Origin of the sequence: Ectothiorhodospira shaposhnikovii (genome assembly GCF_022227765.1) — a bacterium.
Classification (GTDB): Bacteria; Pseudomonadota; Gammaproteobacteria; order Ectothiorhodospirales; family Ectothiorhodospiraceae; genus Ectothiorhodospira.
The window spans coordinates 296,035-321,130 of record NZ_JAJMLZ010000001.1; the positions used below are offsets into that span (position 1 = coordinate 296,035).

Annotated in this window: 23 protein-coding genes and 1 tRNA gene; 17 read left to right on the forward strand and 7 right to left on the reverse strand. The window is 63.8% G+C overall.

Annotated elements, in window-relative coordinates; translation table 11 throughout:
- Positions 1–10: 10 nt before the first annotated feature.
- The 8 genes from nuoN to mobB all read left to right on the forward strand — a co-directional run bounded on the left by nuoN (position 11) and on the right by mobB (position 7,311).
- Complete coding sequence (nuoN, locus tag LQD11_RS01425; RefSeq protein WP_238615916.1) at positions 11–1,447, forward strand: NADH-quinone oxidoreductase subunit NuoN; 1,437 nt, start codon at positions 11–13, stop codon at positions 1,445–1,447.
- A gap of 11 nt (positions 1,448–1,458) precedes the next feature.
- The gene (locus tag LQD11_RS01430; RefSeq protein ID WP_238615917.1) at positions 1,459–1,785 is read left to right on the forward strand and encodes a DUF2818 family protein; all 327 of its coding nucleotides are present in this window, start codon (positions 1,459–1,461) and stop codon (positions 1,783–1,785) included.
- A gap of 67 nt (positions 1,786–1,852) precedes the next feature.
- A tRNA-Met gene (locus tag LQD11_RS01435) sits at positions 1,853–1,929 on the forward strand.
- A gap of 290 nt (positions 1,930–2,219) precedes the next feature.
- On the forward strand, positions 2,220–2,705 hold the full coding sequence (locus LQD11_RS01440) for a CBS domain-containing protein (RefSeq protein WP_238615918.1): 486 nt from the start codon (positions 2,220–2,222) through the stop codon (positions 2,703–2,705).
- 36 nt (positions 2,706–2,741) lie between these two features.
- A complete protein-coding gene (locus LQD11_RS01445) occupies positions 2,742–4,034 on the forward strand; it encodes an arsenic transporter (protein WP_476700530.1) in 1,293 nt (430 codons plus the stop codon).
- A gap of 75 nt (positions 4,035–4,109) precedes the next feature.
- Positions 4,110–4,691: an RDD family protein gene (locus tag LQD11_RS01450; RefSeq protein ID WP_238615919.1), complete on the forward strand. Its 582-nt coding sequence runs from the start codon at positions 4,110–4,112 to the stop codon at positions 4,689–4,691.
- Between the two features lie 380 nt (positions 4,692–5,071).
- The gene (locus LQD11_RS01455) at positions 5,072–6,676 is read left to right on the forward strand and encodes a sensor domain-containing diguanylate cyclase (RefSeq protein ID WP_238615920.1); all 1,605 of its coding nucleotides are present in this window, start codon (positions 5,072–5,074) and stop codon (positions 6,674–6,676) included.
- A 104-nt stretch (positions 6,677–6,780) separates the two neighbouring features.
- A complete protein-coding gene (gene mobB / locus LQD11_RS01460) occupies positions 6,781–7,311 on the forward strand; it encodes a molybdopterin-guanine dinucleotide biosynthesis protein MobB (protein WP_238615921.1) in 531 nt (176 codons plus the stop codon).
- A gap of 15 nt (positions 7,312–7,326) precedes the next feature.
- Here the strand turns inward: mobB and LQD11_RS01465 are convergent, their stop codons facing one another.
- The 3 genes from LQD11_RS01465 to LQD11_RS01475 all read right to left on the reverse strand — a co-directional run bounded on the left by LQD11_RS01465 (position 7,327) and on the right by LQD11_RS01475 (position 11,469).
- Positions 7,327–8,589: an MFS transporter gene (locus LQD11_RS01465; protein WP_238615922.1), complete on the reverse strand. Its 1,263-nt coding sequence runs from the start codon at positions 8,587–8,589 to the stop codon at positions 7,327–7,329.
- Between the two features lie 108 nt (positions 8,590–8,697).
- Entirely contained in the window at positions 8,698–9,312 is a 615-nt protein-coding gene (locus tag LQD11_RS01470) for a thioredoxin family protein (protein WP_238615923.1), read from the reverse strand.
- A gap of 63 nt (positions 9,313–9,375) precedes the next feature.
- Complete coding sequence (locus LQD11_RS01475) at positions 9,376–11,469, reverse strand: protein-disulfide reductase DsbD family protein (protein ID WP_238615924.1); 2,094 nt, start codon at positions 11,467–11,469, stop codon at positions 9,376–9,378.
- A gap of 191 nt (positions 11,470–11,660) precedes the next feature.
- Between LQD11_RS01475 and LQD11_RS01480 the strand changes: the two genes are divergently transcribed.
- The 8 genes from LQD11_RS01480 to pnp all read left to right on the forward strand — a co-directional run bounded on the left by LQD11_RS01480 (position 11,661) and on the right by pnp (position 21,204).
- Positions 11,661–12,155, forward strand: a complete 495-nt coding sequence (locus LQD11_RS01480) for a disulfide bond formation protein B (protein WP_238615925.1) — start codon at positions 11,661–11,663, stop codon at positions 12,153–12,155.
- Between the two features lie 319 nt (positions 12,156–12,474).
- Complete coding sequence (gene rimP, locus LQD11_RS01485; RefSeq protein WP_008932034.1) at positions 12,475–12,930, forward strand: ribosome maturation factor RimP; 456 nt, start codon at positions 12,475–12,477, stop codon at positions 12,928–12,930.
- Between the two features lie 68 nt (positions 12,931–12,998).
- Positions 12,999–14,504: a transcription termination factor NusA gene (nusA, locus tag LQD11_RS01490; RefSeq protein WP_238615926.1), complete on the forward strand. Its 1,506-nt coding sequence runs from the start codon at positions 12,999–13,001 to the stop codon at positions 14,502–14,504.
- Positions 14,505–14,600: 96 nt separating this feature from the next.
- Entirely contained in the window at positions 14,601–17,336 is a 2,736-nt protein-coding gene (gene infB / locus LQD11_RS01495) for a translation initiation factor IF-2 (RefSeq protein ID WP_238615927.1), read from the forward strand.
- 41 nt (positions 17,337–17,377) lie between these two features.
- On the forward strand, positions 17,378–17,767 hold the full coding sequence (gene rbfA / locus LQD11_RS01500) for a 30S ribosome-binding factor RbfA (protein WP_238615928.1): 390 nt from the start codon (positions 17,378–17,380) through the stop codon (positions 17,765–17,767).
- Complete coding sequence (gene truB, locus LQD11_RS01505; protein WP_238615929.1) at positions 17,764–18,690, forward strand: tRNA pseudouridine(55) synthase TruB; 927 nt, start codon at positions 17,764–17,766, stop codon at positions 18,688–18,690. The genes rbfA and truB overlap by 4 nt, the downstream gene beginning before the upstream one ends.
- A 104-nt stretch (positions 18,691–18,794) precedes the next feature.
- Positions 18,795–19,064, forward strand: coding sequence for a 30S ribosomal protein S15 (gene rpsO / locus LQD11_RS01510; RefSeq protein ID WP_008932039.1), 270 nt, complete (start codon positions 18,795–18,797; stop codon positions 19,062–19,064).
- A 49-nt stretch (positions 19,065–19,113) separates the two neighbouring features.
- The gene (gene pnp, locus LQD11_RS01515; RefSeq protein ID WP_238615930.1) at positions 19,114–21,204 is read left to right on the forward strand and encodes a polyribonucleotide nucleotidyltransferase; all 2,091 of its coding nucleotides are present in this window, start codon (positions 19,114–19,116) and stop codon (positions 21,202–21,204) included.
- Positions 21,205–21,259: 55 nt separating this feature from the next.
- Here the strand turns inward: pnp and LQD11_RS01520 are convergent, their stop codons facing one another.
- Positions 21,260–21,814: a glutathione peroxidase gene (locus tag LQD11_RS01520; protein WP_238615931.1), complete on the reverse strand. Its 555-nt coding sequence runs from the start codon at positions 21,812–21,814 to the stop codon at positions 21,260–21,262.
- A gap of 55 nt (positions 21,815–21,869) precedes the next feature.
- Positions 21,870–22,229, reverse strand: coding sequence for a cytochrome b5 domain-containing protein (locus tag LQD11_RS01525; RefSeq protein WP_238615932.1), 360 nt, complete (start codon positions 22,227–22,229; stop codon positions 21,870–21,872).
- 142 nt (positions 22,230–22,371) lie between these two features.
- On the opposite strand from LQD11_RS01525, the gene LQD11_RS01530 reads away from it, so the two are divergent.
- Positions 22,372–22,566, forward strand: coding sequence for a hypothetical protein (locus LQD11_RS01530; protein WP_008932680.1), 195 nt, complete (start codon positions 22,372–22,374; stop codon positions 22,564–22,566).
- A gap of 57 nt (positions 22,567–22,623) precedes the next feature.
- On the opposite strand, the gene LQD11_RS01535 is transcribed toward LQD11_RS01530, so the two are convergent.
- Both LQD11_RS01535 and LQD11_RS01540 read right to left on the reverse strand, forming a co-directional pair.
- Positions 22,624–24,030, reverse strand: a complete 1,407-nt coding sequence (locus LQD11_RS01535; RefSeq protein ID WP_238615933.1) for an alanine/glycine:cation symporter family protein — start codon at positions 24,028–24,030, stop codon at positions 22,624–22,626.
- Positions 24,005–25,042, reverse strand: coding sequence for a hydrolase (locus LQD11_RS01540; protein WP_238615934.1), 1,038 nt, complete (start codon positions 25,040–25,042; stop codon positions 24,005–24,007). The genes LQD11_RS01535 and LQD11_RS01540 overlap by 26 nt, the downstream gene beginning before the upstream one ends.
- Between the last annotated feature and the right edge of the window lie 54 nt (positions 25,043–25,096).

Consider the following 25,096-nt stretch of genomic DNA (forward strand, 5'->3'; position numbering starts at 1 on the left):
GGATGCCGATATGACCTTTGAGATTCCGGATTTCATCCCCGTCATTCCCGAGCTTTTCCTGCTGGGCATGGCCTGCTTCATCCTGGTGGCGGATCTTTTCATCCCCCAGGCCCGTCGGGACATCACCTACGGACTGACCCAGTTCTCCGTGCTGGGCGCCCTGGTGTTGACCGTGTGGCTGGCCGCCCCGGAGGTGCGTATCACCATGTCCGGTACCTTCGTGGCCGATCCCATGTCGGACCTGCTCAAATCGGTGGTGTTGCTGATCTCGGCGGTGGTCTTCCTGTACGCCCGGCCCTATCTGATGACCCGGGATCTTTACCGGGGTGAGTTCTATGTCCTGGGGCTGTTCGGCGTACTGGGCATGATGGTGATGATCTCGGCCAACAGCCTGCTCACCCTCTACCTGGGTCTTGAGTTGCTGTCTTTGTGCCTCTATGCCCTGGTGGCCTTCAATCGGGATTCCACCCAGGCGGCCGAGTCCGCCATGAAGTATTTCGTGCTGGGCTCCATTGCATCGGGCGTGCTGCTCTACGGCATGTCCATGCTCTACGGCATCACGGGCACCCTGGATATCGCCGGCGTGACGGCGGGCATCCTCACGGCCTCCGGTGAATTCAACATGGCCCTGGTATTCGCCCTGGCCTTCGTCGTGGTGGCCCTGGCCTTCAAGCTGGGGGCGGTGCCCTTCCACATGTGGTTGCCGGATGTGTACCACGGCGCCCCCACCCCGGTGACCTTGTTCATCAGCACGGCACCCAAGATCGCCGGTCTGGCCATCATCATGCGCCTGCTGGTGGACGGCATGGGGCCGCTGCATGCGGATTGGCAGGGCATGCTGCTGATCCTGGCGGTGCTTTCCCTGGCGGTGGGCAACGTGGTGGCCATCGCCCAGACCAACATCAAGCGCATGTTTGCCTACTCCACCATTTCCCATGTCGGCTTCGTGCTGTTGGCCATCATGGCCGGGACAACGGAGGGGAACGCGGCGGCCTTGTTCTACGTGATCGCCTATGCCCTGATGGCGGCCGGCGGCTTCGGCATGGTGCTGTATCTGTCCCGCCAGGGCTTCGAGGCGGATAACATTCAGGATTTCCGTGGCCTGAATGAGCGTAGCCCCTGGTTTGCTTTCATCATGCTGCTGCTCATGGCCGCCATGGCGGGTCTGCCGCCCACCCTGGGCTTCTATGCCAAGCTGGCGGTGCTTCAGGCCGTGGTGCAGGTGGGCTTCATCTGGGTGGCCGTGTTCGCCGTGTTGATGTCGGTGATCGGCGCCTTCTACTACCTGCGCATCATCAAGTTCATGTACTTCGATAAGCCGGAAGACCGGACCGAGTTGTCCCGGGGCATGGATGTCAATGTGGTGCTGTCGGTCAATGGCCTGCTGATGCTGGGACTGGGGATCTTTCCCGGTATCCTGATGTCTCTTACCGCGGCAGTCCGATAGGGGAGGAGAATATGGATCTTTTGCAGGTTTCTGTTTGGCTCTATCTTCTGATCGCCCTGGTGGCGGCCAACCTCCCGTGGCTCAATGAGCGGGTCCTGTTCGTCATGACGCCCCGTGGGGGCGACAAGCCGGCCTTCATTCGTTTCCTGGAGTGGGGTATACTCTACGCTTTAGTGGTGGCCATCGGCCTCGGGCTGGAGCGCCTGGTCACCGGCACGATCCATGTCCAGGGCTGGCAGTTCTATGCCATCACCCTGTCCATGTTTGCCGTGTTCGCCATGCCCGGATTCATCTATCGACATGATCTGCGCCGGCACCTGATCCACCGTGGTGCATGAGTTGCAAAAAAGTGAGATGAAACCCTTGCATTATCCGGGAAAGGTCATTAGTATACACAGCCTCAGTTGCGGGGTGGAGCAGTCTGGCAGCTCGTCGGGCTCATAACCCGAAGGTCGCAGGTTCGAATCCTGCCCCCGCTACCACATTAAGACAAGAAGCCCGTATCGGTCATCCCGATGCGGGCTTCTTGCATTTCAGCCTCTCACGATTTCATCACCGCGCGATAAGGCTTCCAGCCGGCCCGGATCTCCCGCCGTGTCTGCATGGGCCTGGTGGTCATCCGGCATGTTCCGGTGAGTGAATGAATATGCGCTCTTGTGAATATATGGGTGGAGGTATATTGTGTGGTCCGTGACGGGCTTGTGAGTCGGGCGGGCGGGAAATCATGTTCAATATCATTGAATGGCCCGCCTTCCGGACCGAGGAGACAACCATGCATATACAGGATCTGATGACGCCGGACCCGCTCAGCGTCAGACCGGATACCCCCATTCAGCGGGTGGCCCGCCTGCTGGTGAAGCACCGCATCAACGGCCTGCCCGTGGTGGATGAGGGCGATGTGCTGGTGGGCATCATCACCACCGGCGACCTGACTCACCGCATGGCGGATGAGCGGGTGGAACCGCGGACGGCCTGGTGGAAGGAGTCCCTGTACCGTTCTCCCCTGGGGGGTGCCTCCAGCGACGACCCCAACCGCATCGGCGGTCGGACCGCGGGCGAGGTGATGACCCGACAGCTACTCACTCTGCAACCGGAAGATGACATGAGCGTGGCCGCCCGGTTGTTCATCAACCACGGTATCCAGGCGCTGCCGGTGGTGGTGGAGGGACGGCTGGTGGGCATCGTGTCCCGCTTTGATCTGCTCAAGTGCCTGGCGGATGACCCCGGCTGCTGCAATCCGTTTCGTGCCGATACCTGAACCCGCAACCACCGAACCCGACCACAGGACGCCTCCATGTTGTTGACCGCCCTGACGATCTTCATCGTCACCATCACCCTTGTCATCTGGCAGCCCAAGGGGCTGGGCATCGGCTGGAGTGCCCTGGGCGGCGCGGCCCTGGCCCTGGCCACGGGGGTGGTGCAGTTTTCCGACGTACCCATTGTGGTGGATATCGTCTGGAACGCCACGCTCACCTTTGTCTTCATCATCATCATCTCCCTGATCCTGGACGAGGCCGGTTTCTTTGAATGGGCGGCCCTGCACGTGGCCCGCTGGGGCAAGGGGAGCGGCTTGCGCCTGTACGGTTTCATCATCCTGCTGGGCGCGGTGGTGGCCGCCATGTTCGCCAACGACGGCGCCGCCCTCATGCTCACCCCCATCGTGCTGGAGATGCTCCTGGCCCTGGGCTTCACCGCCGGGGCGGCCTTCGCCTTCGTCATTGCCGCGGGCTTCATCGCCGACACCGCCAGTCTGCCCCTGGTCACCTCCAACCTGGTGAACATCGTCTCGGCGGATTTCTTCGGCATCAACTTCCGCGAGTACGCCGCCGTGATGATGGCGGTCAACGTCGTCTCGGTGACCGCCTCGTTGGGTATCCTGTATCTGTTCTTCCGCAAACAGATCCCCCGCACCTACAGCCTGGATGGCTTGCGCAGGCCTGAACAGGCCATCAAGGACCCGGCCGTGTTCAAGGCGGGCTGGGGCGTGCTGGCCTTGCTGCTGTTCTGCTTTCTGGTGATCGAGCCCATGGGCGTGCCCATTTCCGCCATGGTGGGTCTGGGTGCCGCCATCCTGCTGGCGGTGGCCGCCCGGGGACATGTGATTTCCACCCGCCGGGTCTTCGTCAGCGCCCCCTGGCAGATCGTGATCTTCTCCGTGGGCATGTACCTGGTGGTCTACGGCCTGCGCAATGCCGGGTTGACGGCGGACATCGCCAGAGCCCTGGACTGGATCGGGCAGTATGGGGTGACGGCGGCGGCGGTGGGGACCGGCTTCATCGCCGCCTTCTTCTCCTCCATCATGAACAACATGCCCGGGGTGATGGTGGTGGCCCTGTCCATCGACGAGGCCAATGTGACCGGCGTGGTCAAGGAGGCAATGATCTATGCCAACATCATCGGTTCCGACCTGGGGCCGAAGATCACCCCCATCGGCAGTCTGGCCACCCTGTTGTGGCTGCATGTGCTGGCACGGCGCGGCATCAAGATCACCTGGGGGCAGTATTTCAGGATCGGCATCCTGATCACGCCGCCGGTACTGTTGGTCACGCTGCTGGCCCTGGCCGGGTGGCTGTCGTTGATTCGCTGATCAACCCGGCAGGCAGAGATTGAGCGAGGTACAATCCTTGTTCTAGCCGGCTTCGACGATACAGGGAGCGTCACCATGTACTGCGCGCAATGTGGCCACAATAACGATGATTCAGCACGTTTCTGCTCCGGTTGCGGGGTGTCCCTCGGCACGCAGCCGATGGCGGCCGGCATGGCGGCGGGAACGGGCGCCGCTGTCACGTCTGTCTCGGCATCGGTCAGGGATGCCGGATTCTGGTATCGCCTGCTGGCGTTCGTGATCGACATGATCATCCTGACCCTGATCACCGTCGTGGTGGCGGTTCCGCTGGGCTTTGCCCTGGGGGCATCCATGGCCGCAAGCGGTGCCACGGGGCAGGAAATCAACCTGGTTGCGGAAGGCATGGGCAATCTGCTGTCCTTATTGCTCGGTTGGCTTTACTACACGGTGTTCGAGTCCTCGAAATGGCAATCCACCCCCGGCAAGCGGATGCTGGGTTTGCGGGTGACGGACATGGACGGCAACCGGATCGGCTTTGGCCGTGCCAATGGACGCTACTGGTCCAAGATCCTTTCGGCGCTTTTGCTGTTCATCGGCTATCTGATGATCGCCTTTACCCGGCGCAAGCAAGGTCTCCATGACATGATTGCCTCCACCCTGGTGGTCAGGCAGTCGTAGACCTGCCCTCATTGATCAGCGGTCTCATCTGAAGGCCCAGGGAGGTTCCGGGTGTGGCATCCCCGCAAAGGCGGCATTCCGGAAGTGTGATGCAGGAGCTATCCAGCCCGTCATTCCCGCGAAAGCGGGAATCCAGTGGCGGTGGCTCCCTGGGCTCCCGCTTTCGCGGGAGTGACGACGGGGGCTGGCCAAGATGAGTGACGGCGGAGCTGGTGAGGATGAGTAACGGCGGGGCTGGCGGGGATGAGTGGCGGCGTCGGGCCGGCGCTGTTTGGTAAGATGAGCGGGATCCGGTCGCCGGCATGGCGCCCGCGGCATACCTTCCTTCCACGTTCCCCCACAATCCGGGGGCAACCAGCCAAAGCAGAGATACCGGCGGCATGAGCCTCCAGAAGACGCTGTTCGGAAAACTGCTCTTGCTGACGTTGGCCATGGTGATCCTGCTGGGCTCCCTGGTCTCGGTCGTGCTCTATCACAGTGGCCTCGACTCGGCCCAGGCGGTGATTCGCAACAAGAATCTGGCTGCCGCTCACCATATTCGCGGCTATGTGCAGCCGTTGCGGTCCGTCGTGCAGTATCTGGCCGCCAAGGATTTCGTCCGTGAGGCCATGGATACGGACTACCGTGATGAGTCGCGGCTCCTGGAACTGTTCCGTGTGTTGCAGGATGCCAATCCGACCATACACTTCATCTTCGCCGCCTACGAGGACGGCCGTTTGGTCATCAATGATTATGTGCCGCCTCCCGGATTCGATCCCCGTGTCCGCCCCTGGTATGAGGCGGGGGTGCGAGCGGGCCCGGCATTGTCGGGCGGCATCCCTTACCGTGAAATCAAGTCGGACGAGTGGCTGGTGTCGTTCAGTCAGGTATTGCTGGACGAGGATGGCGGGCTACGCGGCGTGGTGGCAATTGATGCTTTGGTGGATGCGGTGATGGAGGTCATCGGCGCCCGCGATCCCTCCTTCACCACTGCCCGCAACCTGGTGCTGGATCATGAGGGCAGGATACTGTTTCATGCGCAGGATGGCTTGATTGGTACCCGGTTTGCCGGTTGGGACAGCCTGGCTCCGATGGTGGGGGAGGGAAGCGGTCAGCGCTTCCTGGAAGTGGATCAAAGGACCTGGATGGTGCAGTTCATTCATGAAGAGCCCCTGAACTGGACCGTGGTCACCATGGTGGAGAAGCGGGAAGTCCTGTTGCCCATCATGTGGCGCATCCTGCAAAGCGTGGCCGTGGTGCTGTGTATCGCGTTGTTGCTGTCTGCCTTCATGGCGCGAAACCTGAGTGCCCATATCGTGGGGCCGTTGCGTCTGCTGGAGCAGCGGGTTCGGGATGTGGTCGATGGCAAGGCCTTGGGCCAGACGCGAAAGTCAGTGCCGCTGGCAGAGTTGAAAAACGAGATCGGCACCATTTCGCAGGCCATCGAGGCGGTGACGGAACATGCCCTGTATCAGAAGAATCAGGAACTTCAGCGCAATAATGCGCTGCTGGAGCGGCTGTCCCAGACCGACTCCATGACCGGTCTGATGAATCGTCGCAAGATGAACGAACAGCTGGAGCAGGAATATTCGCGGGTCTGTCGCTATCAGGGCACCTTCGTACTGATGCTCTTCGATATCGACCATTTCAAGCAGATCAACGACACCCATGGCCATCATGTGGGCGATCTCGTGATTCAGGAACTGGCGGCCCTGGTGCGCGGCATGGTTCGCGCCACCGACAGTGTAGCGCGGTGGGGGGGCGAGGAGTTTCTCATCCTGTTTCCGGAAACGGATCAGGCCGCGGCAATGGTCATTGCCGAGAAGATCCGGGCCGCCATCGCCGCCCATCGATTCCCGGTTCCCCGGCCGGTCACGGTCAGTATCGGCATCTGTCAGCACAGGCCGGATACGAACCTGCAGGAACTGCTGATTGCCGCCGACAAGCGGCTCTATCAGGCCAAATCCGGGGGGCGTAACCGCATCTGCGTGGGAGATTCCGAATAAGTCAATGCCCCGGCCCCGGGCAGGCAACTGGTCAAACCCGCTATCCCTTAAATGGGAAGCACCGTCCTTCAGGGCGGTGAGCGATCGGAAAAGGAGAGCAGCGCATGACGGATACCCCGCCCATCCTGGGTTTTGCCGCCTGGAGCGGTACCGGAAAGACGACCCTGCTGGTGCAGTTGATTCCCCTGCTGCGGGAGCGGGGCATCCGGATTGCGGTCATCAAGCATGCCCATCACAGTTTCGATGTGGATCAACCGGGCAAGGACAGCCACGCACTACGCAAGGCCGGTGCCGAGCAGATGCTCATTGCCTCCACTCAGCGGTTTGCCCTGATGGTGGAGCAGCCCGAGCCCCGGGAGCCGGATCTGTGGGCACTGATCGGGCGCCTGGATGCGTCCCGCACCGATCTGATTCTGGTGGAGGGGTTCAAGGCGGAAGCCTTCCCCAAGCTGGAACTGTTTCGTCCCTCCCTGGGCAAACCCGCCCGCTACCCCCGGGATCCGGACATCATCGCCGTGGCCACGGACGAGCCGGCGTCGCTGCAGACCGATTTGCCCGTGCTGCCGCTCAATGACGTGACGGGTATCCGGGATTTCATACTGGGCTGGATGAGGCGGGAGGGCGCCGTGGGATAGCCGCCCGCACCCATCTCACGACGACCGCGTTGCCTCCTCGCCCGGTTCCTCGGCCCGGGGATCCAGATGCATGGTTTCCTGGGTGGCGCCCTGGATGGCCTCCAGGCCGACGAAGGTATGGCGTACTTCCTCCACCGGCGGCTGGACACGGGTTCGCCATACGGCATGTACGGCCATGCCGGAATAAATGAAGACCAGGAACAGGAACAGCCAGCCCGGTTCGCCCCATTGCATCAAGGGCGCCGCCACCGCCGGACCCAGGGTGGCGCCGGCGCCGAAGATCAGCAGCAGCCCGCTGGATACCGCGACGAAATTGCCTTCCGCCGCCCGGTCGTTGGCATGGGCCACGGCCACCGGATAGATGGTGTGCATGGCGCCCCCCAGCAAGGCCACCATCAGGATCACATGGGCCGGTTCACGAAGCTCCAGGCTGTAGAGCAGGAAGGACATGCCTGCCCCGGCCAGGGCGATGCCCACCACCACCCAGCGCCGGTCCAGTCGGTCGGAAAGGCGGCCGATCGGCACCTGCATGAGTGCCCCGCCGACGATGGCCCCGGCCACCAGCAGGGCGACGGCCCAGACCGGCAGGCCGATGCTGTTGGCATAGACCGGTGCCAGGGTGCCGAAGGCCCCGTTGGCCAGGCCGACGCCGAAACAGGCCACCACGGCAATGGGAGACACCCGGATGAGCCGCTTGAAGTCCAGCTTGACTTCGTGCAGCGGTGCCGGTGCCCGGCTGGAGCTCAGGGCGGTGGGGATCAGGGCCAGGCAGGCCAGGATCGCCACGATCACGAAGGGTTCGAAGCCGCCCGGCTGATAGAGCATCACCGCCAGCTGGCCGAGCACCGAGCTGGCCAGGTTGACCACCATGTAGCGGGCAAAGACCCGTCCTCGGGTCTCGCTGCTGGCGCTCTCGCTGAGCCAGCTTTCGATGATCATGGTGGCGCCGGCAAAGGCGAAACCGGTCATGGCGCGGACCAGAATCCACGCCAGGGGCGAAACGTAGAGGACATTGATCAGGGCGGTCATCGCCACCAGCGCCGCCATCACCCCGAACACCCGGATATGACCGACTTTGGCCACCAGGCGCGGCACGTACAGACAGCCGGCCACGTAGCCGGCGGCAAAGGCACTGCCGATGAGGCCGATCAGGGCGGTGGGGAAGCCCTCCAGTTCGGCGCGGATGGGCAGCACCAGGCCCAGCATGGCACCGGCGGCAAACAGCAGGCCTGCCCCGAGCAGCAGGGCCCGGGTTCTGATGGGGAGATGTTCAACCATGTCGAAAATCGGCGCATGGGCTTGTTTTTCAGTATCCGGATGCTGGCCCATGCGTCAAGTTCCAGGCCCCCGCGTGAGCGGGCGGCCTGGAAGGGTCCGGGGGTGGTTTCAGTACTTGATGGTGCAGCCGTAGGGGCGGGTGACAGGCTGTGCCACATCGCGACCGGCCGCCAGATCTTCCAGTGCCGCCACCACGTACTGGGTGGCCTCCGGAATGTCTTCCGGGTTGCTGCTGGGGTTGGAGTCGATGCCGCCCATGTAACGCAGGATGCCTTCCGCGTCGATGATGTACATGTGCGGGGTGACGCGGGCGTCATAGGCCCGGCCCATGTCGCCGGATTCATCCAGGAGTACCGCCGAGGGATACGCCTCCCGGCTTTGGGTCAGCTCATCGGCCCGGGCCGCCGACACATGCCCCTGGGAGCCGGGTTTCGAGGAAATGACGGTTAGCCAGACTGCGTCATGCGTCTCCCGGGCCAGCCGCTGCTGGTTCTGCATGTTGCCCGGCTGGTAGTGCTTGATGACGAAGGGGCATTCGTGATTGGTCCATTCCAGCACCACCATCTGGCCTCGGTAGTCGGCCAGGCTGTGGGTATTGCCGGCGGTATCCACCACGCTGAAATCCGGTGCCGGTTCCCCCACCCGGGGCGCGGCGAAGGCCGGGATGGTCAGCCCCAGCAGCAGGGCTATGGCCAGCAGCAGACGGAAGCTCGGATGTTTCATGGTTTATCTCCTCATCATGTTGGCAGAAACGGGATGGAGCCGGTTTCGGGCCGGTTCCGATCCTCACAGTGATTCCAGGGCCTGGACCACCAGCGCGGGCGTCAGGACCTGGGGCAGCAATTGTGGGTCGCCGCCTTCCCGGGGGTAGAGCACATAGAGGGGGACGCCGTTTCGTCCATGCTCCGCCAGATAGGCGGTGATGGCCGGGTCACGCCGTGTCCAGTCCCCCTTGAGATAGCTGACCTGATGCGTATTCAGGGCCTCACGGACGGTCTCCGTGTTCAGGGCCACCCGCTCGTTCACCAGGCAGGTGACGCACCAGTCGGCGGTCATGTTGACCAGAACGGCCCGTTGCGGATCGGCACGCAGGGCCTCCAGCCGGTCGGCACTCCAGGGCTCCCAGTGGGCTTCGGCCTGAACCCTCGGTTCAGCCTCGATTTGCGCGACGGTGATGAGGGCCATGGCGGCCAGGCCCAGGCCCAGGCCCACCAGGGCATGCCGCAGCAGGCGTGTGCCGGTGCCCCCGGCGGGCCTGCCGACGAGCCACAGGGCGAAGGCCAGCAGCACCATGCCGGTCAGGATCACGGCCAGGGCGTTGGCGTCGGTCTGGCGGGCCAGTACCCAGAGCAGCCAGACCACGGCCAGATAGAGGGGAAAGGCCATGGCCTGCTTGAAGGTTTCCATCCAGGGGCCCGGTCGCGGCATGGCCCTGGCCAGGCGGGGGCTGAAGCTCAACGCCAGCATCGGCAGGGCCAGTCCCACGCCCAGGGCCAGGAAGATCCCCATGGCCATGGGCCAGGGCATCAGTACCGCCACGCCCAGTGCGGTGCCCATGAAGGGTGCGGTGCAGGGACTGGCGACCACGCAGGCCAGTATCCCTGTGTAAAAGGATCCGCTCAGGCCGGAATGCCGGGTCAGCCCCTGGCCCAGGCCCATGATGCGGGTGCCGAAATCAAATACCCCGGACAGGGAAAGGCCCAGGGCAAACAGCAGGTAGACAAGGACACCCACGAAGAGGGGGGATTGCAGCTGGAAACCCCAGCCGATGGCCTCACCGCTCGCCCTCAGGCCCAGCAGCAGGGCGGCCAGCACGGCAAAGCTCAGTACCACGCCGGCGGTATAGGCCAGGCCATGGAGGCGCTGGTCATGTCCGGTCCCGGCCACCAGGCTCATGGCCTTGATGGACAGTACGGGAAAGACGCAGGGCATGAGGTTCAGCAGCATCCCGCCGACCAGGGCCAGCAGCAGGGCGACCAGCCAGCCGGTTTGGTGGTCGGGGAGGGGATGGGGGGCCTCGTTGGCATCAGTGGTGAATGTCTCCCCCGCGGCGCTCAGTGCGTAGGCCCTGGCATTGTCGATATCCACCAGCACCAGACGCAGGGCGTCCGGAACTTCGGCGGCAAAGGGGGACAGTGGCTGGGTCACCCTGATTTGGTCGTTATTGATGTGGATGTCAGCCGGCCGGGAATGGTCCACCAGGTTGTCTTCGGCGACGAACACCGCCCAGCGCCGCGGTTCCTGGGGCAGGAACTGATCCGGTCCGATCAGGACATTGAGCCGGCCGCCTTCGGTGGTGAAGCGGGCCGGCCAGTCGACCGGTCCTGGACGGCGTTGCTCCGCCCACTCGAACAACGGCGCGGTGTGTTCATTTCTGGCCGGGGGTGACATCTCCACCGGCAGGCTGAGCTGAAGACGGGCGTCTCCCGGGATGCAGATTTCCTCGCAGACCAACCATTCGGCCTTGGCCTGCAGGACAACACGGTCACCGGCTTCAAGGGTGTCCGGTATCTGCAACGTCACCGGCAACAGGTGTTCGCCCTCATAACCGTAGTTGATCAGGTGGGCGAACGGAATGGCTTCGGGGTAGGGCCAGTCTATGCCGGAGGCCTGGATGCCTTCCGGCAGGGTCCAGTGGATGCGAGTGGGTAGCCCCGAATCACCGGGGTTCTTCCAGTAGGTATGCCAGCCGGGGTCGGGGAGCAGTCGCAGCCCTGCATGCAGGGTGCTTCCCGGTTGCACGCTGGTGGTAGCCGCGATCAGTTCCACCTCGATGTGGTCGCGATGCACGGGACCGGTGTCGGTCTGGGCCATGGCCAGGCCCGGGAGGAGCCACAGCAGCAGACAGAGCATTGGCAGTTGCCGGGTGGGCATGGTCATCAGGCATCCCATGGGGGTTGGTGGATGATCAGTGCGACGGTCAGTGCTCACATGAGTCTTTGGTGCCATGGCGACTTCTTGGTTCCATGGGGTGTGCCGTGTCCGGCACGCCCCTTTTCCCCGTCCGCCGATTCGGTCATCATGTGCCGCAAGTTCAAGCAAGGGTCATGGCCCGTCTACGGGAGACATGCATGTACGCACCTGCGGTTCGTCCCATCTGGTTGCTGATTGCCCTGTTTTCGGCGACGTCCGCGGCGCTGAGCATCGGTCTGACCGAGTGGTTCAGTCTGCATCCCTGTCACCTGTGCATCTTCCAGCGCCTGCTGTTCATGGTGCTGGCGGTGTTGGCACTGGCCGGCGTGGTGTTCGGGGCATCCCTGGCCGGGGCGATTCCCGGTCTGCTGGTGCTGGTCGTGGCCAGCATGGGCATGGGGGTGGCGGGCTACCAGAGCTGGCTTGAACGCCAGCCGCCGGATCTCGGATTTTCCTGCGTGGGGCCCGAGATGGGTCTGATCGAGCGTCTGGTGGAAGGGTTGGGGCAGCAGGTGCCCACCCTGTTCCTGGCCACGGGCCTGTGTGATGAGATGGGTCCGCAGTGGCTGGGAATTTCCTTTGCCAATGCCGCGTTGGCGGGCTATCTGCTGGTATTCTGTCTGGCGGCCTGGGCGTTGTGGCGCAGCCGATAGCCCTTTACGTGGTGCGTGTAAGTGCGTTAGGATACGTATCCCTGATCGCGTCGCCTTTAGATCAAGGGTCCGGGCCGTTGGCGGCGCCAAGCACGATGAATCCGGTAGGTTGATCCCTGTCATGGTTCCGGTGCTTGGTCCGGATTGAGTCTTGAGTGACTGTTTGTTCAAGGCCCCCGAGGGGGTTTTTTTGTTAGCTGGCCAGTAATGTCGTCGATCGTCCGACAGGGCGGGATGGCAGGGTGGCATCCGGTGCGGTGCCGGGCCGGCAAGTATTCTTGAATGGGCCGCAGGCCCATTTTTTGTTTGTGGAGAGTGCGTGAGTCACGACGCCCAGGAACTGAAGCAGTTGATTGCTCCCGTCGTTGCCGGACTCGGTTTCGAGCTCTGGGGGCTGGAATACCGCGTGCAGCGCAACAGTGCGTTGCTGCGTATCTTCATCGATGGTCCCGACGGCATCAACCTGGATGACTGCGCCGCGGTCAGTGACCAGGTCAGCGGTGTTCTGGACGTGGAAGATCCCATCCCCGTGCCCTACCGGCTTGAGGTGTCATCCCCGGGGATGGACAGGCCGCTGTTTACCCCGGAACAGTTCCGCCGCTACCAGGGCGAGGACGTTCGGGCGCGTCTGAACTGGCCGGTCGAGGGACAGCGCAACTACCGTGGCCGGATCGCCGGTGTCGAGGAGGCCGCGGTGATCCTGGAGGTGGAGGGCAATCCCGTGCGACTGCCCCTGGAAGCCATCTCCCGGGCCCGCCTGGTGCCCAAATTCTAGACAATCCGTGTCCTGTCCGGCGGGGGCTGTATCCCGGCCCAGCGGGACAGTCCTTTGGAGACGTACTGATGAACAAAGAAATCTTGCTGGTGGTGGACGCCGTCTCCAACGAGAAAGGCGTCGAGAAGGCCGTGATCTTCGAGGCGATCGAGGCTGCGCTGGCTTCCGCCACGCGCAAGAAACACGGCGGCGACATTGACGTGCGCGTCAGCATCCATCGGGACACCGGGGATTACGAGAGCTTTCGCCGCTGGCTGGTGGTGGATGACGAAGACCCCGAGTTCGAATCCCCGGATCGGCAGATCCTGTACTCCTACGCCATTCAGAAGAACCCCGATGTCCAGGTGGGTGACTACGTCGAGATGCCCATCGAGTCGGTGGAGTTCGGCCGCATTGCCGCCCAGACCGCCAAGCAGGTGATCGTGCAGAAGGTGCGCGAGGCCGAGCGCGCCAAGGTGGTGGACGAGTTCCAGAGCCGTGTCGGCGAGCTGGTGATGGGCGTGGTCAAGCGCTCCGAGCGCAACGGTGTGTTCCTGGACCTGGGGGGCAATGCCGAGGCCTTCATCCCCCGGGATGAGATGATCGCCCGTGAGTCCGTGCGCCCCAACGACCGCCTGCGTGGCTATCTCAAGGATGTCCGCACCGAGGCCCGTGGTCCCCAGTTGTTCGTCAGCCGGACCGCCCCCGAGTTTCTGGTGGAGTTGTTCAAGCTGGAGGTGCCGGAAGTGGGGCAGGGTCTCATCGAGATCATGGGCGCGGCCCGTGATCCGGGGATGCGCGCCAAGATCGCGGTACGCTCCCTGGATCCCCGGCTTGACCCGGTGGGCGCCTGCGTGGGCATGCGTGGTTCGCGGGTGCAGTCCGTGTCCAATGAGCTGGCCGGCGAACGTATTGATATCATTCTCTGGGATGACAACCCCGCGCAGTTCGTTATCAACGCCATGTCTCCGGCCGAGGTCCTGTCCATCGTGGTGGACGAGGACAACCGGGTCATGGATATCGCCGTGGCGGAAGAAAAGCTTTCCCAGGCCATCGGCCGCGGCGGGCAGAATGTCCGCCTGGCCTCCCAGCTGACCGGCTGGGAACTCAATGTCATGAGCGAAAAGCAGGCCGTGGAAAAGAGCGAGAGCGAATCCGCCGAACTGCAGCAGATGTTCATGGCCAGTCTGGACGTGGACGAGGAAGTGGCCGCCATTCTGGTGCAGGAAGGCTTTTCCAGCATCGATGAAGTGGCCTACGTGCCCACGGCGGAGATCATGCAGATCGAGGAGTTCGACGAGGACATGGTCGAGGAACTCAGACGCCGGGCCCGTGATGCCCTGCTGACCCGGGCCATTGCCACCGAAGAAAAGGTGACCACGGGCGAGCCGGCGCAGGATCTTCTGGAAATGGACGGCATGGATCGTGAACTGGCCTACCGGCTGGCATCCCGTGGTGTCTGCACCATGGAAGACCTGGCGGAACAGTCGGTGGATGACCTGGTGGAATTGGCACAGATCGATGCCGATCAGGCCGCCGGCCTGATCATGGCTGCCCGTGCCCCCTGGTTTGCGGACCAGCCAAAAGACGCATAAGACAGTTGGACCGGCGTGCGCCAGCCGTGCGCACGCCCCGCGACCCCGGGTCGCGGCCAGGGTTCGCGGAAGCATTCAGATCGGAGGTAACGGCACATGACCGACGTTACGGTGAAACAATTGTCCGAAGTAGTGGGGACGCCCGTGGAACGACTGCTGGAGCAGTTGTCCGAGGCGGGAGTGCCCGTTGCGGATCCCGATCAGACCGTCACCGAGGAGCAGAAGTTGCAGCTCCTGGAGCATCTGCGCAAGGTTCACGGCAAGACGTCAGAAGCCGGCCAGTCCCGGCGCATTACGCTGCGGCGCAAGAGCACCACGGAACTCAAGGTGACCAGCGCCCAGGGGCGTGCCAAGACCGTGAGCGTGGAAGTGCGCAAGCGCCGCACCTATGTGAAGCAGGGTGAGACCGAGGCCGCGGTGGTTGAGGAAGCCTCCGAGTCTCCGGCGATGGAGAACATTGCCGAGGCACCGCAACCGCCGTCTCCCGTGGTCAAGCCCCTCGTTGATGATGCGGCGTCGCCTGTCGCTGCGCCGGCCGTGGCGGAAGAGGTGCCGCCGGCCCCGCCGCAGCCCCAGCCGACCCCCGAAGAGCTGGAAATCCAGGCCAGGGAAGCCGAGCGGGCTGCCGCCGAAGCGGAGCTGCGCCGCGCCGAGGAGGAACGTCGCGCCGCCGAAGAGGCCGAGCGCAAGGCGGCGGAAGCCCTCAAGGCCCGTGAGCTGGAAATGATCAGGGAAGCCGAGGCCATGGCCCGCCGTGAAGCGGAGCTACAGACACGCCAGGCCGTCGAGGAGGCCGCTCGCAAGGAGGCCCTGGAGCGCGCCGCCGCTGCCGCGGCGGCCGCTGCGGCAGCCCCCGGCCCCGCGTCTCCTGCGGCAACCCCCGCGGCACCGGCATCGGACAATCCCCGTCGTCGTCGCCGTGGCAAGGAGCGCGAAGAGGTCGGCAAGTCCAAGCGGGAAGAACTGCACGTGGCCAGCGACAAGCGTGGTCGTCGTGGCAAGGGCAAGGCAGGACGCGCCGGCTCCGCCGCGGCTCCGACCGGCAAGCATGGTTTCGAGCGCCCCACCGCGCCGGTGGTGCGCGAGGTCAGCATCCCCGAGATGCTGACGGTGGGCGAACTGGCCCAGAAGATGGCCATCAAGGCGCCCGAACTGATCAAGACCCTGATGGGCATGGGTGTGATGGCCACCATCAACCAGTCCATCGACCAGGATACCGCCACCCTGGTGGTGGAGGAGATGGGACACGTCGCCAAGCCCATGCAGGAGGCCGAAGTGGGCGAGGAACTGGCCCTGGAGACCGAGGAGATGGGCGAAGCCCTGCCGCGTCCTCCCGTGGTCACCGTCATGGGTCACGTGGACCACGGCAAGACCTCGCTGCTGGACTACATCCGTCGCACCAAGGTGGCCTCGGGCGAGGCGGGCGGCATTACCCAGCACATCGGTGCCTACCACGTCCCCTTCAAGAAGAGTACCGGGGTGACCTTCCTGGATACGCCCGGCCACGCGGCCTTTACCGCCATGCGTGCCCGCGGTGCCAAGGTCACCGACGTGGTGGTGCTGGTGGTGGCCGCCGACGACGGCGTCATGCCCCAGACCCTGGAGGCGATTCAGCATGCCCAGGCCGGTGAAGTGCCCATGGTGGTGGCGGTCAACAAGATCGACAAGCCCGAGGCGGATCCGGACCGGGTGAAGAACGAGCTGTCCCAGCACAACGTGATTTCCGAGGAATGGGGTGGTGAAACCCAGTTCGTTCATGTCTCCGCCAAGACCGGTGACGGCATGGAGCGTCTGCTGGAAGCCATTCATCTGCAGGCCGAGTTGATGGAACTCAAGGCGCCGAAGGAAGGTCCGGCCCGGGGCGTGGTCATCGAATCCCGTCTGGACAAGGGTCGTGGCCCCGTGGCCACCGTGCTGGTGCAGGCCGGTACCCTGAACAAGGGTGACGTGATCCTGGCCGGTCAGGAGTTCGGCCGCGTGCGTGCCATGTTCGACGAGAACGGCAAGCCCGAAAAGACGGCCGGTCCCTCCATCCCGGTGGAAGTGCTGGGTCTGTCCGGTGTGCCCAATGCCGGTGACGACATGCTGGTGGTGGCCGACGAGCGCAAGGCCCGCGAAGTGGCCCTGTTCCGTCAGGGCAAGTTCCGCGAGTCCAAGCTGGCCACCCAGCAGGCCGCCAAGCTGGAGAATCTGTTCAGCCAGATGCAGGAGGGCGCCGCTTCGGTGGTCAACATCCTGCTCAAGGCCGATGTGCAGGGTTCCGCCGAGGCGCTGCGCGACTCCCTGGAGAAGCTGTCCACCGACGAGGTCAAGGTGAAGATCGTGGCCGCCGGCGTGGGCGGGATCACCGAGTCCGACGTCAACCTGGCCAAGGCCTCCAATGCCATCATCATCGGCTTCAACGTGCGTGCCGATTCCGGCGCCCGCAAGGCGGTGGCGGAGCAGGAAGTGGATCTGCGCTACTACAGCGTGATCTACGAGGCCATCGACGACGTCAAGCAGGCCCTGACCGGTCTGCTCTCCCCCGAACTGCGGGAGGAGATCGTGGGTCTGGCCCAGGTACGGGACGTGTTCAAGTCGTCCCAGTTCGGTGCGGTGGCGGGCTGTCTGGTCATCGAGGGTACGGTGCGCCGCGGCAACCCCATCCGTGTGCTGCGTGACAACGTGGTCATCTACGAGGGTGAACTGGAGTCCCTGCGCCGCTTCAAGGACGACGTCAATGAAGTCCGGACCGGCACCGAGTGCGGCATCGCGGTGAAGAACTACAATGATGTGAAGCCCGGCGACCAGATCGAGGTCTACCAGCGGGTGGAAGTGGCGCGGACGCTGTGATCGTCCGCACCTGATACACCACGGCCCGGAGAGGTTGCGAAATGCCTAGAGAATATTCCCGCGCCCAGCGCGTGGGAGATCAGATCCAGCGGGAGCTGGCCGAGCTGGTGCGCGAGGAGCTCAAGGACCCCCGGGTGGGGATGCTCACCATCGCCGGAGTGGAGGTGAGTCGGGACCTGGCCCATGCCAAGGTCTTCTTCACCGTGCTCGGGGATGACGAGGCCATCAAGGTGACCTCCGAGGGTCTGCGCAAGGCGGCCGGCTTTCTGCGTCGGGAATTGGGGCGGCGCATGCGCATCCGCTCCGTGCCCGAGCTGCACTTCCACTATGACGACACCCAGCGCGAAGGGGCCCGCATCTCCGCGCTGATCGATCGGGCCGTGGCCGAAGACAAGGCCCGCCATCGGGATGATGCCGACGACCCTTCATGAGCAAGCCAAGAATCCAGCGCCGTGACGTGCACGGCCTGATCCTGCTGGACAAGCCGATGGGGTATACCTCCAACCAGGCCTTGCAGCGGGTGAAGTATCTATTCAAGGCCAGAAAGGCCGGGCATACCGGCAGTCTGGACCCGCTGGCCACCGGTCTTCTGCCCCTGTGTTTCGGCGAGGCGACCAAGGTGTCCGCCTTCCTGCTGGACGCGGACAAGCAGTACCGCACCGTCTGCCGCCTGGGGGTGACCACCACCACGGCGGACGCGGAAGGGGAGGTGATCGAGACCCTTCCGGTACCTGAACTGGACGATGATCGCATCGAGGCCGTCCTTGACCGGTTCCGGGGTCCCATCGAGCAGGTTCCACCCATGTATTCCGCGCTCAAGCATCAGGGCCAGAGGCTTTATGATCTGGCTCGCAAGGGGCAGGAAGTGGAACGGGCATCACGCCCGGTGACCATCCACCAATTGCATTGCCTGGCCCGGACCGCGGACACCCTGACCCTGGACGTCTCCTGTTCCAAGGGAACCTACATCCGCACGCTGGTGGAAGATATCGGTCGGGCGCTGGGGTGCGGGGCGCATGTGATCGAGCTGCGGCGGCTGGGGCTGACGCCCTTCGATGCCCCCCGGATGGTGACGCTGGAGCAGATTGAAGCCCTGGCCGAGCAGGGTCCCGAGGCCCTGGATGCGGTATTGCATCCGGCCGACGAGGCCCTGATGCACTGGCCCGAGGTGCGCCTGGATGCGGACAGCGCCTTCTATCTCGCCCAGGGTCAGGCGGTGTTCGTGCCGGGCCTTGCCCGCACCGGCTGGTTGCGGGTCTATGGTCCCGGCGATCGCTTCATGGGCATTGGTGAGCTTCAGGACGACGGCAAGGTGGCGCCCAAGCGGCTGATGATCCCTTCCAATTCAGGGTAAGGCCCTGTTCCAAACAGGGGGCGCGTGATAGAATCGCGGGCCTTCAACGAATGTAACGATTCCGGCCAAGAGGGTGCCGGGATCAATGCCAGGAGTCTTAGAGCATGTCCCTTAGCAGTGAAATCAAGTCCGGTATCGTGGAAAAGTACCAGCGCGGTTCTTCCGACACCGGTTCCCCGGAAGTCCAGGTGGCCCTGCTGTCCGCACGCATCCAGCACCTGATGGACCACTTTGCCAAGCACAAGAAGGATCACCACTCCCGTCGTGGTCTCCTGAAGATGGTCAACCAGCGCCGCAAGCTGCTGGACTACCTCAAGGGCAAGGACCAGGAACGCTACCAGGAGCTGGTGAGCAGCCTCGGCCTGCGCCGCTGAGTCTCGGCCGGAGCCTTCGAACAAGAACCAGTCAAAACCGGGATTCAACGTGCCGTCAATAAGCAAGTCGTTCCAGTACGGTCAGCATACCGTTACCCTCGAAACCGGCGAAATCGCCCGTCAGGCCTCCGGTGCCGTCATGGTCAATGTGGCCGGCACCGTGGTGCTGGTCACGGCCGTCGGTCGCAAGGAGGCCGTGCCGGGCCGGGATTTCTTCCCCCTGACCGTGAACTATCAGGAACGGACCTATGCCGCCGGCCGTATCCCGGGTGGGTTCTTCAAGCGTGAAGGTCGCCCCTCCGAAAAGGAGACCCTGACCTCCCGCCTGATCGATCGCCCCCTGCGTCCGCTGTTCCCCAAGGGCTTCACCAATGAAGTCCAGGTGGTGGCCACGGTGATGTCCCTGAATCCGGAAGTGGATCCGGACATCCCGGCCCTGCTGGGCGCCTCCGCCGCGGTGGCCCTGTCCGGCCTGCCGTTCGCCGGCCCCATCGGTGCTGCCCGGGTGGGTTATGTGGAGGGTCAGTACGTCCTCAACCCCGACCTGTCCCAACTCAAGGAATCCGCCCTGGATCTGGTGGTGGCCGGTACGGCCAACGCCGTGATCATGGTGGAATCCGAAGCCGCCATGCTCTCCGAGGAGGTGATGCTGGGTGCCGTGATCTACGGTCACGAGCAGATGCAGGTGGCGATTCAGGCCATCCAGGAACTGGCCGCCGAAGCCGGCAAGCCGGCCTGGAACTGGCAGCCCGCGCAGGACAACACCGATCTGCGTACCCGCGTGGCCGAAGCCTGTCATGCCGACCTGACCGCCGCCTACCAGGTGGCCGAAAAGCAGGAACGCACCCAGCGCATCGCCGAGGTCCGTGAAGCCGTGGTGGCCCGCCTTGCCGATGGCGAGGAAGGCTCCCCCTTGGCCGAAGAGGTCAAGGAGATCTTCCACGGTCTGGAAAAGCGCATCGTGCGCGATCGCATCCTGGACGGCCAGCCCCGTATCGACGGCCGCGACACCCGCACCGTGCGTCCCATCGACGTGCGCGTCGGCGTGCTGCCCCGTACCCACGGTTCCGCCCTGTTCACCCGCGGCGAGACCCAGGCCATCGTCACCGCCACCCTGGGCACGGATCGGGATTCCCAGATCATCGATGCCATCGAGGGTGAGCGTCGCGAACGCTTCATGCTGCACTACAACTTCCCGCCCTACTGCACCGGTGAAACCGGCATGGTGGGCTCGCCCAAGCGCCGTGAGATCGGCCATGGCCGTCTGGCCAAGCGTGGCGTGCAGGGCGTGATGCCGGCGGAAGGCGACTTCCCCTATGTGCTGCGCGTGGTGTCCGAGATCACCGAATCCAACGGTTCCAGCTCCATGGCTTCCGTCTGCGGTACCAGCCTGGCCCTGATGGATGCCGGCGTGCCCCTGAAGGCACCGGTGGCCGGTGTGGCCATGGGCCTGATCAAGGACGGCGACCGCTTTGCGGTGCTGACCGACATCCTGGGTGATGAAGATCACCTGGGTGACATGGACTTCAAGGTGGCCGGCACGGAAGAGGGTGTCACCGCTCTGCAGATGGACATCAAGATCGACGGCATCACCCGTGACATCATGGAGACCGCCCTGGCCCAGGCCCGGGAAGGTCGCCTGCATATCCTGGGCGAGATGAACAAGGTCATCAGCACGCCGCGGGTTGAGATGTCCGCCTATGCACCGCGCTTCATCACCCTGCGCATCAATCCGGAGAAGATCCGCGACGTGATCGGCAAGGGTGGCGCCACCATCCGTGCCCTGACCGAAGAGACCGGCGCCACCATCGACATCGATGACAGCGGTGTGGTCAAGATTGCCTCCGTGGACAAGGAAGCCGGTGAAGAAGCCCGTCGTCGGATCGAAGAGATCACCGCCGACGTGGAGGTGGGTCGGATCTACGAAGGTCGCGTGGCCAAGATCATGGACTTCGGCGCCTTCGTCACCATCCTCCCCGGTCGTGACGGTCTGGTGCATATCTCCCAGATTTCCGAAGAGCGCGTGGAAAGCGTTTCCGAGCGTGTCAAGGAAGGCGAGACCGTCAAGGTCAAGGTCCTGGAAGTGGACAAGCAGGGTCGCATCCGCCTGAGCATGAAGGCGGTCAACGAGGCTTCCTGATAAGTCCCCAAAGCCCCTCTCCCTGATCAAGGGGAGAGGGGCTTTTTTTTGTCTTTTATTCCCGCAGCAGTCTTTCCACCGCCGCCTCAAAACGCCGGGAATCCGGCGACACCATGCTGGAGAAGGTGGCCACCACCTGTCCCTCCCGGTCCACCAGGTACTTGTAGAAATTCCATCTCGGCGCCCGGCTTTGCCGTGCCAGTTCCTGGAAGATGGGGTGGGCCGTGTCACCCCGCACGCTGATGGGGGCGAACATGTCGAAACTCACGCCGAAGTTCTGAAAGCAGACCCGGGCCGTGTCCGCTTCATCATCGGCTTCCTGACGAAAGTCGTTGGACGGAAATCCCACCACCTTCAGCCCCTGGTCCGCATACTTGCGATGCATGGCCTCCAGAGCGGAAAACTGTCCGGTGAAACCGCAATGACTGGCGGTGTTCACGATCAGCAGGGGGTGCCCGGCGAACCGCTCCCGCAGGTTGACCACCTCGCTGGAGTGCAGGCGCCGCAGTTCATGGTCAAACAGATCGCCATAGCCAGGCGCCTCCCGGGCAAGGAGGCCGGGACCCCAGGGCAGGGTGATCAGCAGGGCGGTCAGAAAAAATCGACGCATGGCGGGGCTCCGGATGGGTGTGAGCTTTCAGACCCCGGCGCAAAGCCCAAGTTCTCTAGTCGGTTTCTTCCAGGGTGCCGATGAGATAGCGCTGGAGCAGACGTGCCGCGAGACTGCTGTGAGGTTCGCCGTAGCTCTTGGTTTCCCAGGCCTCGGTGCTCTCCTGCCCGCACCAGACCAGCATCATGCCCGCCGGTCCGGGATGATTCGGCACGTAGGGGGTGAGGTCATAGACCTTGCCGTGAATGGCCATCCAGCAGTCATCCGGACTGTGGTGCTCCGCCACCTGTTCGAGGGTGAAGACGGGGAGCGTGGCTTCGGTTTCATTCGCCGTGGCCGGTGTGAAGGCCATGGCCGCCAGCAGACAGAGCATCGGCGGCAGCGTGAAGGGAAGACGTGGGTGCGGGAGTCTCATGGCAGGCCTTTTTCTTTGAGGGAGGGAGGCTTCATCTCCAGCATGCACCGATTTGCCTGCCAAAGCCATGCGTCAGCGCAAGGATGCCCGGGGCCGGATCTGCTAGGGTGACGGGCGCCATCGGAACAAGAGGGTCTATGTCGTGCGTATCGGTATTGGAATCCTGGTCTTTCTCGCCGGCCTGGCCGGCATCTTCTACGCCCTGCCCAGGGTACCCCCGGAACTGGGCATGTTCGGGGTGCTGTGGCAGCTGTCTCCCTACCTGGGGGTCATGATCGTGGGCTTGGGCATCTTTGCCTACGGTCGCAGCGAGGACGCCCCCATCGAGCGTCAGTAAGGATAAAAACCCCTCTCCCCAAGGGGGAGAGGGGTGAAGGGCAGGGGGCTTGCGGCTTCAGCCGGGGCCTTCCTTCTCGTCCTGCCCGTTCTCTTTCTCCTTGCGCATTTCCTCCTTCTGCTCCTTGAGGTATTGCACCTTCTCCTTGGCAAGCACTCCCGCCAGCAGGAGGAGGGCGATCAGGTTGGGCGCCGCCATCAGGCCGTTGAGGGTGTCCGAGATATCCCAGACCGTGGTCAGGCCTCCGATGGCACCTAGATACAGCACCCCTATGAAAATGATGCGGTAAGGCAGGATGACCCGTTTGCCGAAGGCATATTCCCAGCTCTTTTCCCCGTAGAAGTTCCAGGTCAGCATGGTGGTGTAGGAAAACAGCACGATGGCGCACAGCACCACCCAGCCACCCAGGCCGGGCAGGCCGAGGGAGAACGCGCTGGTGGTGAGTTCGGCCCCGGTCTGGCCGGTCTGTATCACCCCGGTCACCAGGATCACCAGGGCGGTCATGGTGCAGATCACCAGGGTGTCGATGAATACTTCCCACATGCCCCACAGGCCCTGGGCAAAGGGCTTGTTGCGGGCCTGGGCGTGGACGATGGAAGCGGAGCCCAGACCGGCCTCGTTGGAAAAGATGCCGCGGGCAATGCCGTAGCGGATGGCGCCGGCCACCGTGGCGCCGGCAAAACCACCGATGGCCGAGGCTGGGGTGAAGGCGCCGCTGATGATCTGTGCGAAGGCACCGGGGATCTGGTCGTAATAGCTGATCAGGATGCCGACGGCGCCGATCACATAGATCAGGGCCATCGTGGGCACGATGCGCTCCGCGGTTACCGCGATGCGCTTGATACCCCCCAGGGTGACGGCGCCCACCAGAAGCATGACGCCGATGCCGGTGACCCAGTTGGGGATGCCCAGTCCGGTTTCCATGGCATGGGCCATGGTGTTGGCCTGTACCATGTTGCCGATGCCGAAGGCGGCCAGTCCCGCCAGGATGGCGTAGACCATGGCCAGCCATTTCCAGCGTTTGCCCAGGCCGTTCTCGATGTAATAGAAGACGCCGCCGGAGACCCGGCCGTCATCGTCCACGCGTCGATATTTCAGGCCCAGCGTGGCCTCGGCCAGTTTGGTGGCCATGCCCACCAGGGCCACCATCCACATCCAGAAGACGGCCCCCGGCCCTCCGAGGGCGATGGCGGTGGCCACGCCGGCGATGTTGCCGACGCCGATGGTGGCCGCCATGGCCGAGGACACGGCCTGGAACGGGGTGATGGCGCCCTTGTCCTGGTCGGATTTTCTACGGAACAGGGTGGCAAAGGTGCGTTGCCAGGCAAAACGCAGATGGGTGAACTGGAAAAAACCCAGGCGGAAGGTGAGATAGAGACCGGTGCCCACCAGCAGAATCATGAAGGGAGGGCCCCAGACGATCCCATTGAGCCAATTGTTAAAGTCGATCAAGGTTTGAAGCATCAATTGTTCTCCTTGTGGGGCCTCGGGGTGTTAATGTTGTAACGCCGTTCTGATCCTGCGTGCTCGAAAAGATGTCTCCAAGCCAGTCTCCAATCCGCCGCTCCGGCCAGTAACGTCCCACGCCTTCGACGAAACCCACATGCCCGCCGGCCCGGCTCAGTTCCAGGCGGATGCTCGGGGAAAGTTCATCGGGGGTGGGAACCGTCTCCGGTGTCATGAACGGATCATCACGGGCATGCAGGATCAGGGTCGGGCACCGGATGCCGCGCAGATAGGGTCGGGAACTGCAGCGGGTGTAGTAATCATCCACGTCGGCGAAGCCGTGCAGGGGGGCGGTGACGGCATCGTCGAACTCCCGGAAAGTCCTCAGTCGGGGCAGGGCGGCGCAGTCCAGGGGCATGGGCATGAGCCGGCACTTTCTCAGGGCCGAGCGCTTCAGTCGCCCCACCAGATACCATTGATAAAATCGGGACAGGCCCTGCTCCATGCGTCGCGCCGAGCGGTCAAGATCGAAGGGAACGGAGATGGCGACGGCGGCGGCCAGCGGGTTGTCCGGGCCGGTTTCCCCCAGCCATTTGAGCAGGGCATTGCCGCCCAGGGAGACGCCGATGGCGGCCACCGGCCGTGTCGGTTCCTGCCGCAGCAGATGATCCACCAGCCAGGCCATGTCTCCGGTATCACCGGCAAAATAGCTGCGGGGCAGACGATTGGGTTCGCCGCTGCAGCCCCTGAAGTGCATGGTCAGGGCCTGAAATCCCTGGTCGTGCAGCCGTCGCATGAGTCCCCCGGCGTAGGGGGAGCGACTTGAGCCCTCCAGTCCGTGGAACAGGATCACCCGGGGGCCGGGCTGTTCCGGGGCCCAGTCAAGATCGATGAAGTCACCATCGGGCAGCTCCAGCCGTTGCCGTCGCAGGGGGATCGGCGGCCGCCGCCGCATCAGGGTGGGGGCCAGGGTCTGCAGGTGGGCACCCGGCAACCACCAGGCGGGGCGAAAGTCACCGTCGATCAGCATCGGTCCAGAATCCTTGGCGTGTGTCATCGTGGTTCAACAGCGTCATGTTACTGC

What these genes read in the sequence shown, in the direction of transcription:
- LQD11_RS01535 (WP_238615933.1), bottom strand. Translation starts at nt 24,030, where the DNA reads ATGCTTCAAACCTTGATCGACTTTAACAATTGGCTCAATGGGATCGTC.
- LQD11_RS01525 (WP_238615932.1), bottom strand. Translation starts at nt 22,229, where the DNA reads ATGAGACTCCCGCACCCACGTCTTCCCTTCACGCTGCCGCCGATGCTC.
- nuoN (WP_238615916.1), top strand. Translation starts at nt 11, where the DNA reads ATGACCTTTGAGATTCCGGATTTCATCCCCGTCATTCCCGAGCTTTTC.
- LQD11_RS01445 (WP_476700530.1), top strand. Translation starts at nt 2,742, where the DNA reads ATGTTGTTGACCGCCCTGACGATCTTCATCGTCACCATCACCCTTGTC.
- LQD11_RS01440 (WP_238615918.1), top strand. Translation starts at nt 2,220, where the DNA reads ATGCATATACAGGATCTGATGACGCCGGACCCGCTCAGCGTCAGACCG.
- mobB (WP_238615921.1), top strand. Translation starts at nt 6,781, where the DNA reads ATGACGGATACCCCGCCCATCCTGGGTTTTGCCGCCTGGAGCGGTACC.
- rpsO (WP_008932039.1), top strand. Translation starts at nt 18,795, where the DNA reads ATGTCCCTTAGCAGTGAAATCAAGTCCGGTATCGTGGAAAAGTACCAG.
- LQD11_RS01455 (WP_238615920.1), top strand. Translation starts at nt 5,072, where the DNA reads ATGAGCCTCCAGAAGACGCTGTTCGGAAAACTGCTCTTGCTGACGTTG.
- nusA (WP_238615926.1), top strand. Translation starts at nt 12,999, where the DNA reads ATGAACAAAGAAATCTTGCTGGTGGTGGACGCCGTCTCCAACGAGAAA.
- LQD11_RS01450 (WP_238615919.1), top strand. Translation starts at nt 4,110, where the DNA reads ATGTACTGCGCGCAATGTGGCCACAATAACGATGATTCAGCACGTTTC.
- rbfA (WP_238615928.1), top strand. Translation starts at nt 17,378, where the DNA reads ATGCCTAGAGAATATTCCCGCGCCCAGCGCGTGGGAGATCAGATCCAG.
- LQD11_RS01540 (WP_238615934.1), bottom strand. Translation starts at nt 25,042, where the DNA reads ATGCTGATCGACGGTGACTTTCGCCCCGCCTGGTGGTTGCCGGGTGCC.
- LQD11_RS01475 (WP_238615924.1), bottom strand. Translation starts at nt 11,469, where the DNA reads ATGACCATGCCCACCCGGCAACTGCCAATGCTCTGTCTGCTGCTGTGG.
- truB (WP_238615929.1), top strand. Translation starts at nt 17,764, where the DNA reads ATGAGCAAGCCAAGAATCCAGCGCCGTGACGTGCACGGCCTGATCCTG.
- LQD11_RS01520 (WP_238615931.1), bottom strand. Translation starts at nt 21,814, where the DNA reads ATGCGTCGATTTTTTCTGACCGCCCTGCTGATCACCCTGCCCTGGGGT.
- infB (WP_238615927.1), top strand. Translation starts at nt 14,601, where the DNA reads ATGACCGACGTTACGGTGAAACAATTGTCCGAAGTAGTGGGGACGCCC.
- LQD11_RS01430 (WP_238615917.1), top strand. Translation starts at nt 1,459, where the DNA reads ATGGATCTTTTGCAGGTTTCTGTTTGGCTCTATCTTCTGATCGCCCTG.
- LQD11_RS01465 (WP_238615922.1), bottom strand. Translation starts at nt 8,589, where the DNA reads ATGGTTGAACATCTCCCCATCAGAACCCGGGCCCTGCTGCTCGGGGCA.
- LQD11_RS01470 (WP_238615923.1), bottom strand. Translation starts at nt 9,312, where the DNA reads ATGAAACATCCGAGCTTCCGTCTGCTGCTGGCCATAGCCCTGCTGCTG.
- LQD11_RS01480 (WP_238615925.1), top strand. Translation starts at nt 11,661, where the DNA reads ATGTACGCACCTGCGGTTCGTCCCATCTGGTTGCTGATTGCCCTGTTT.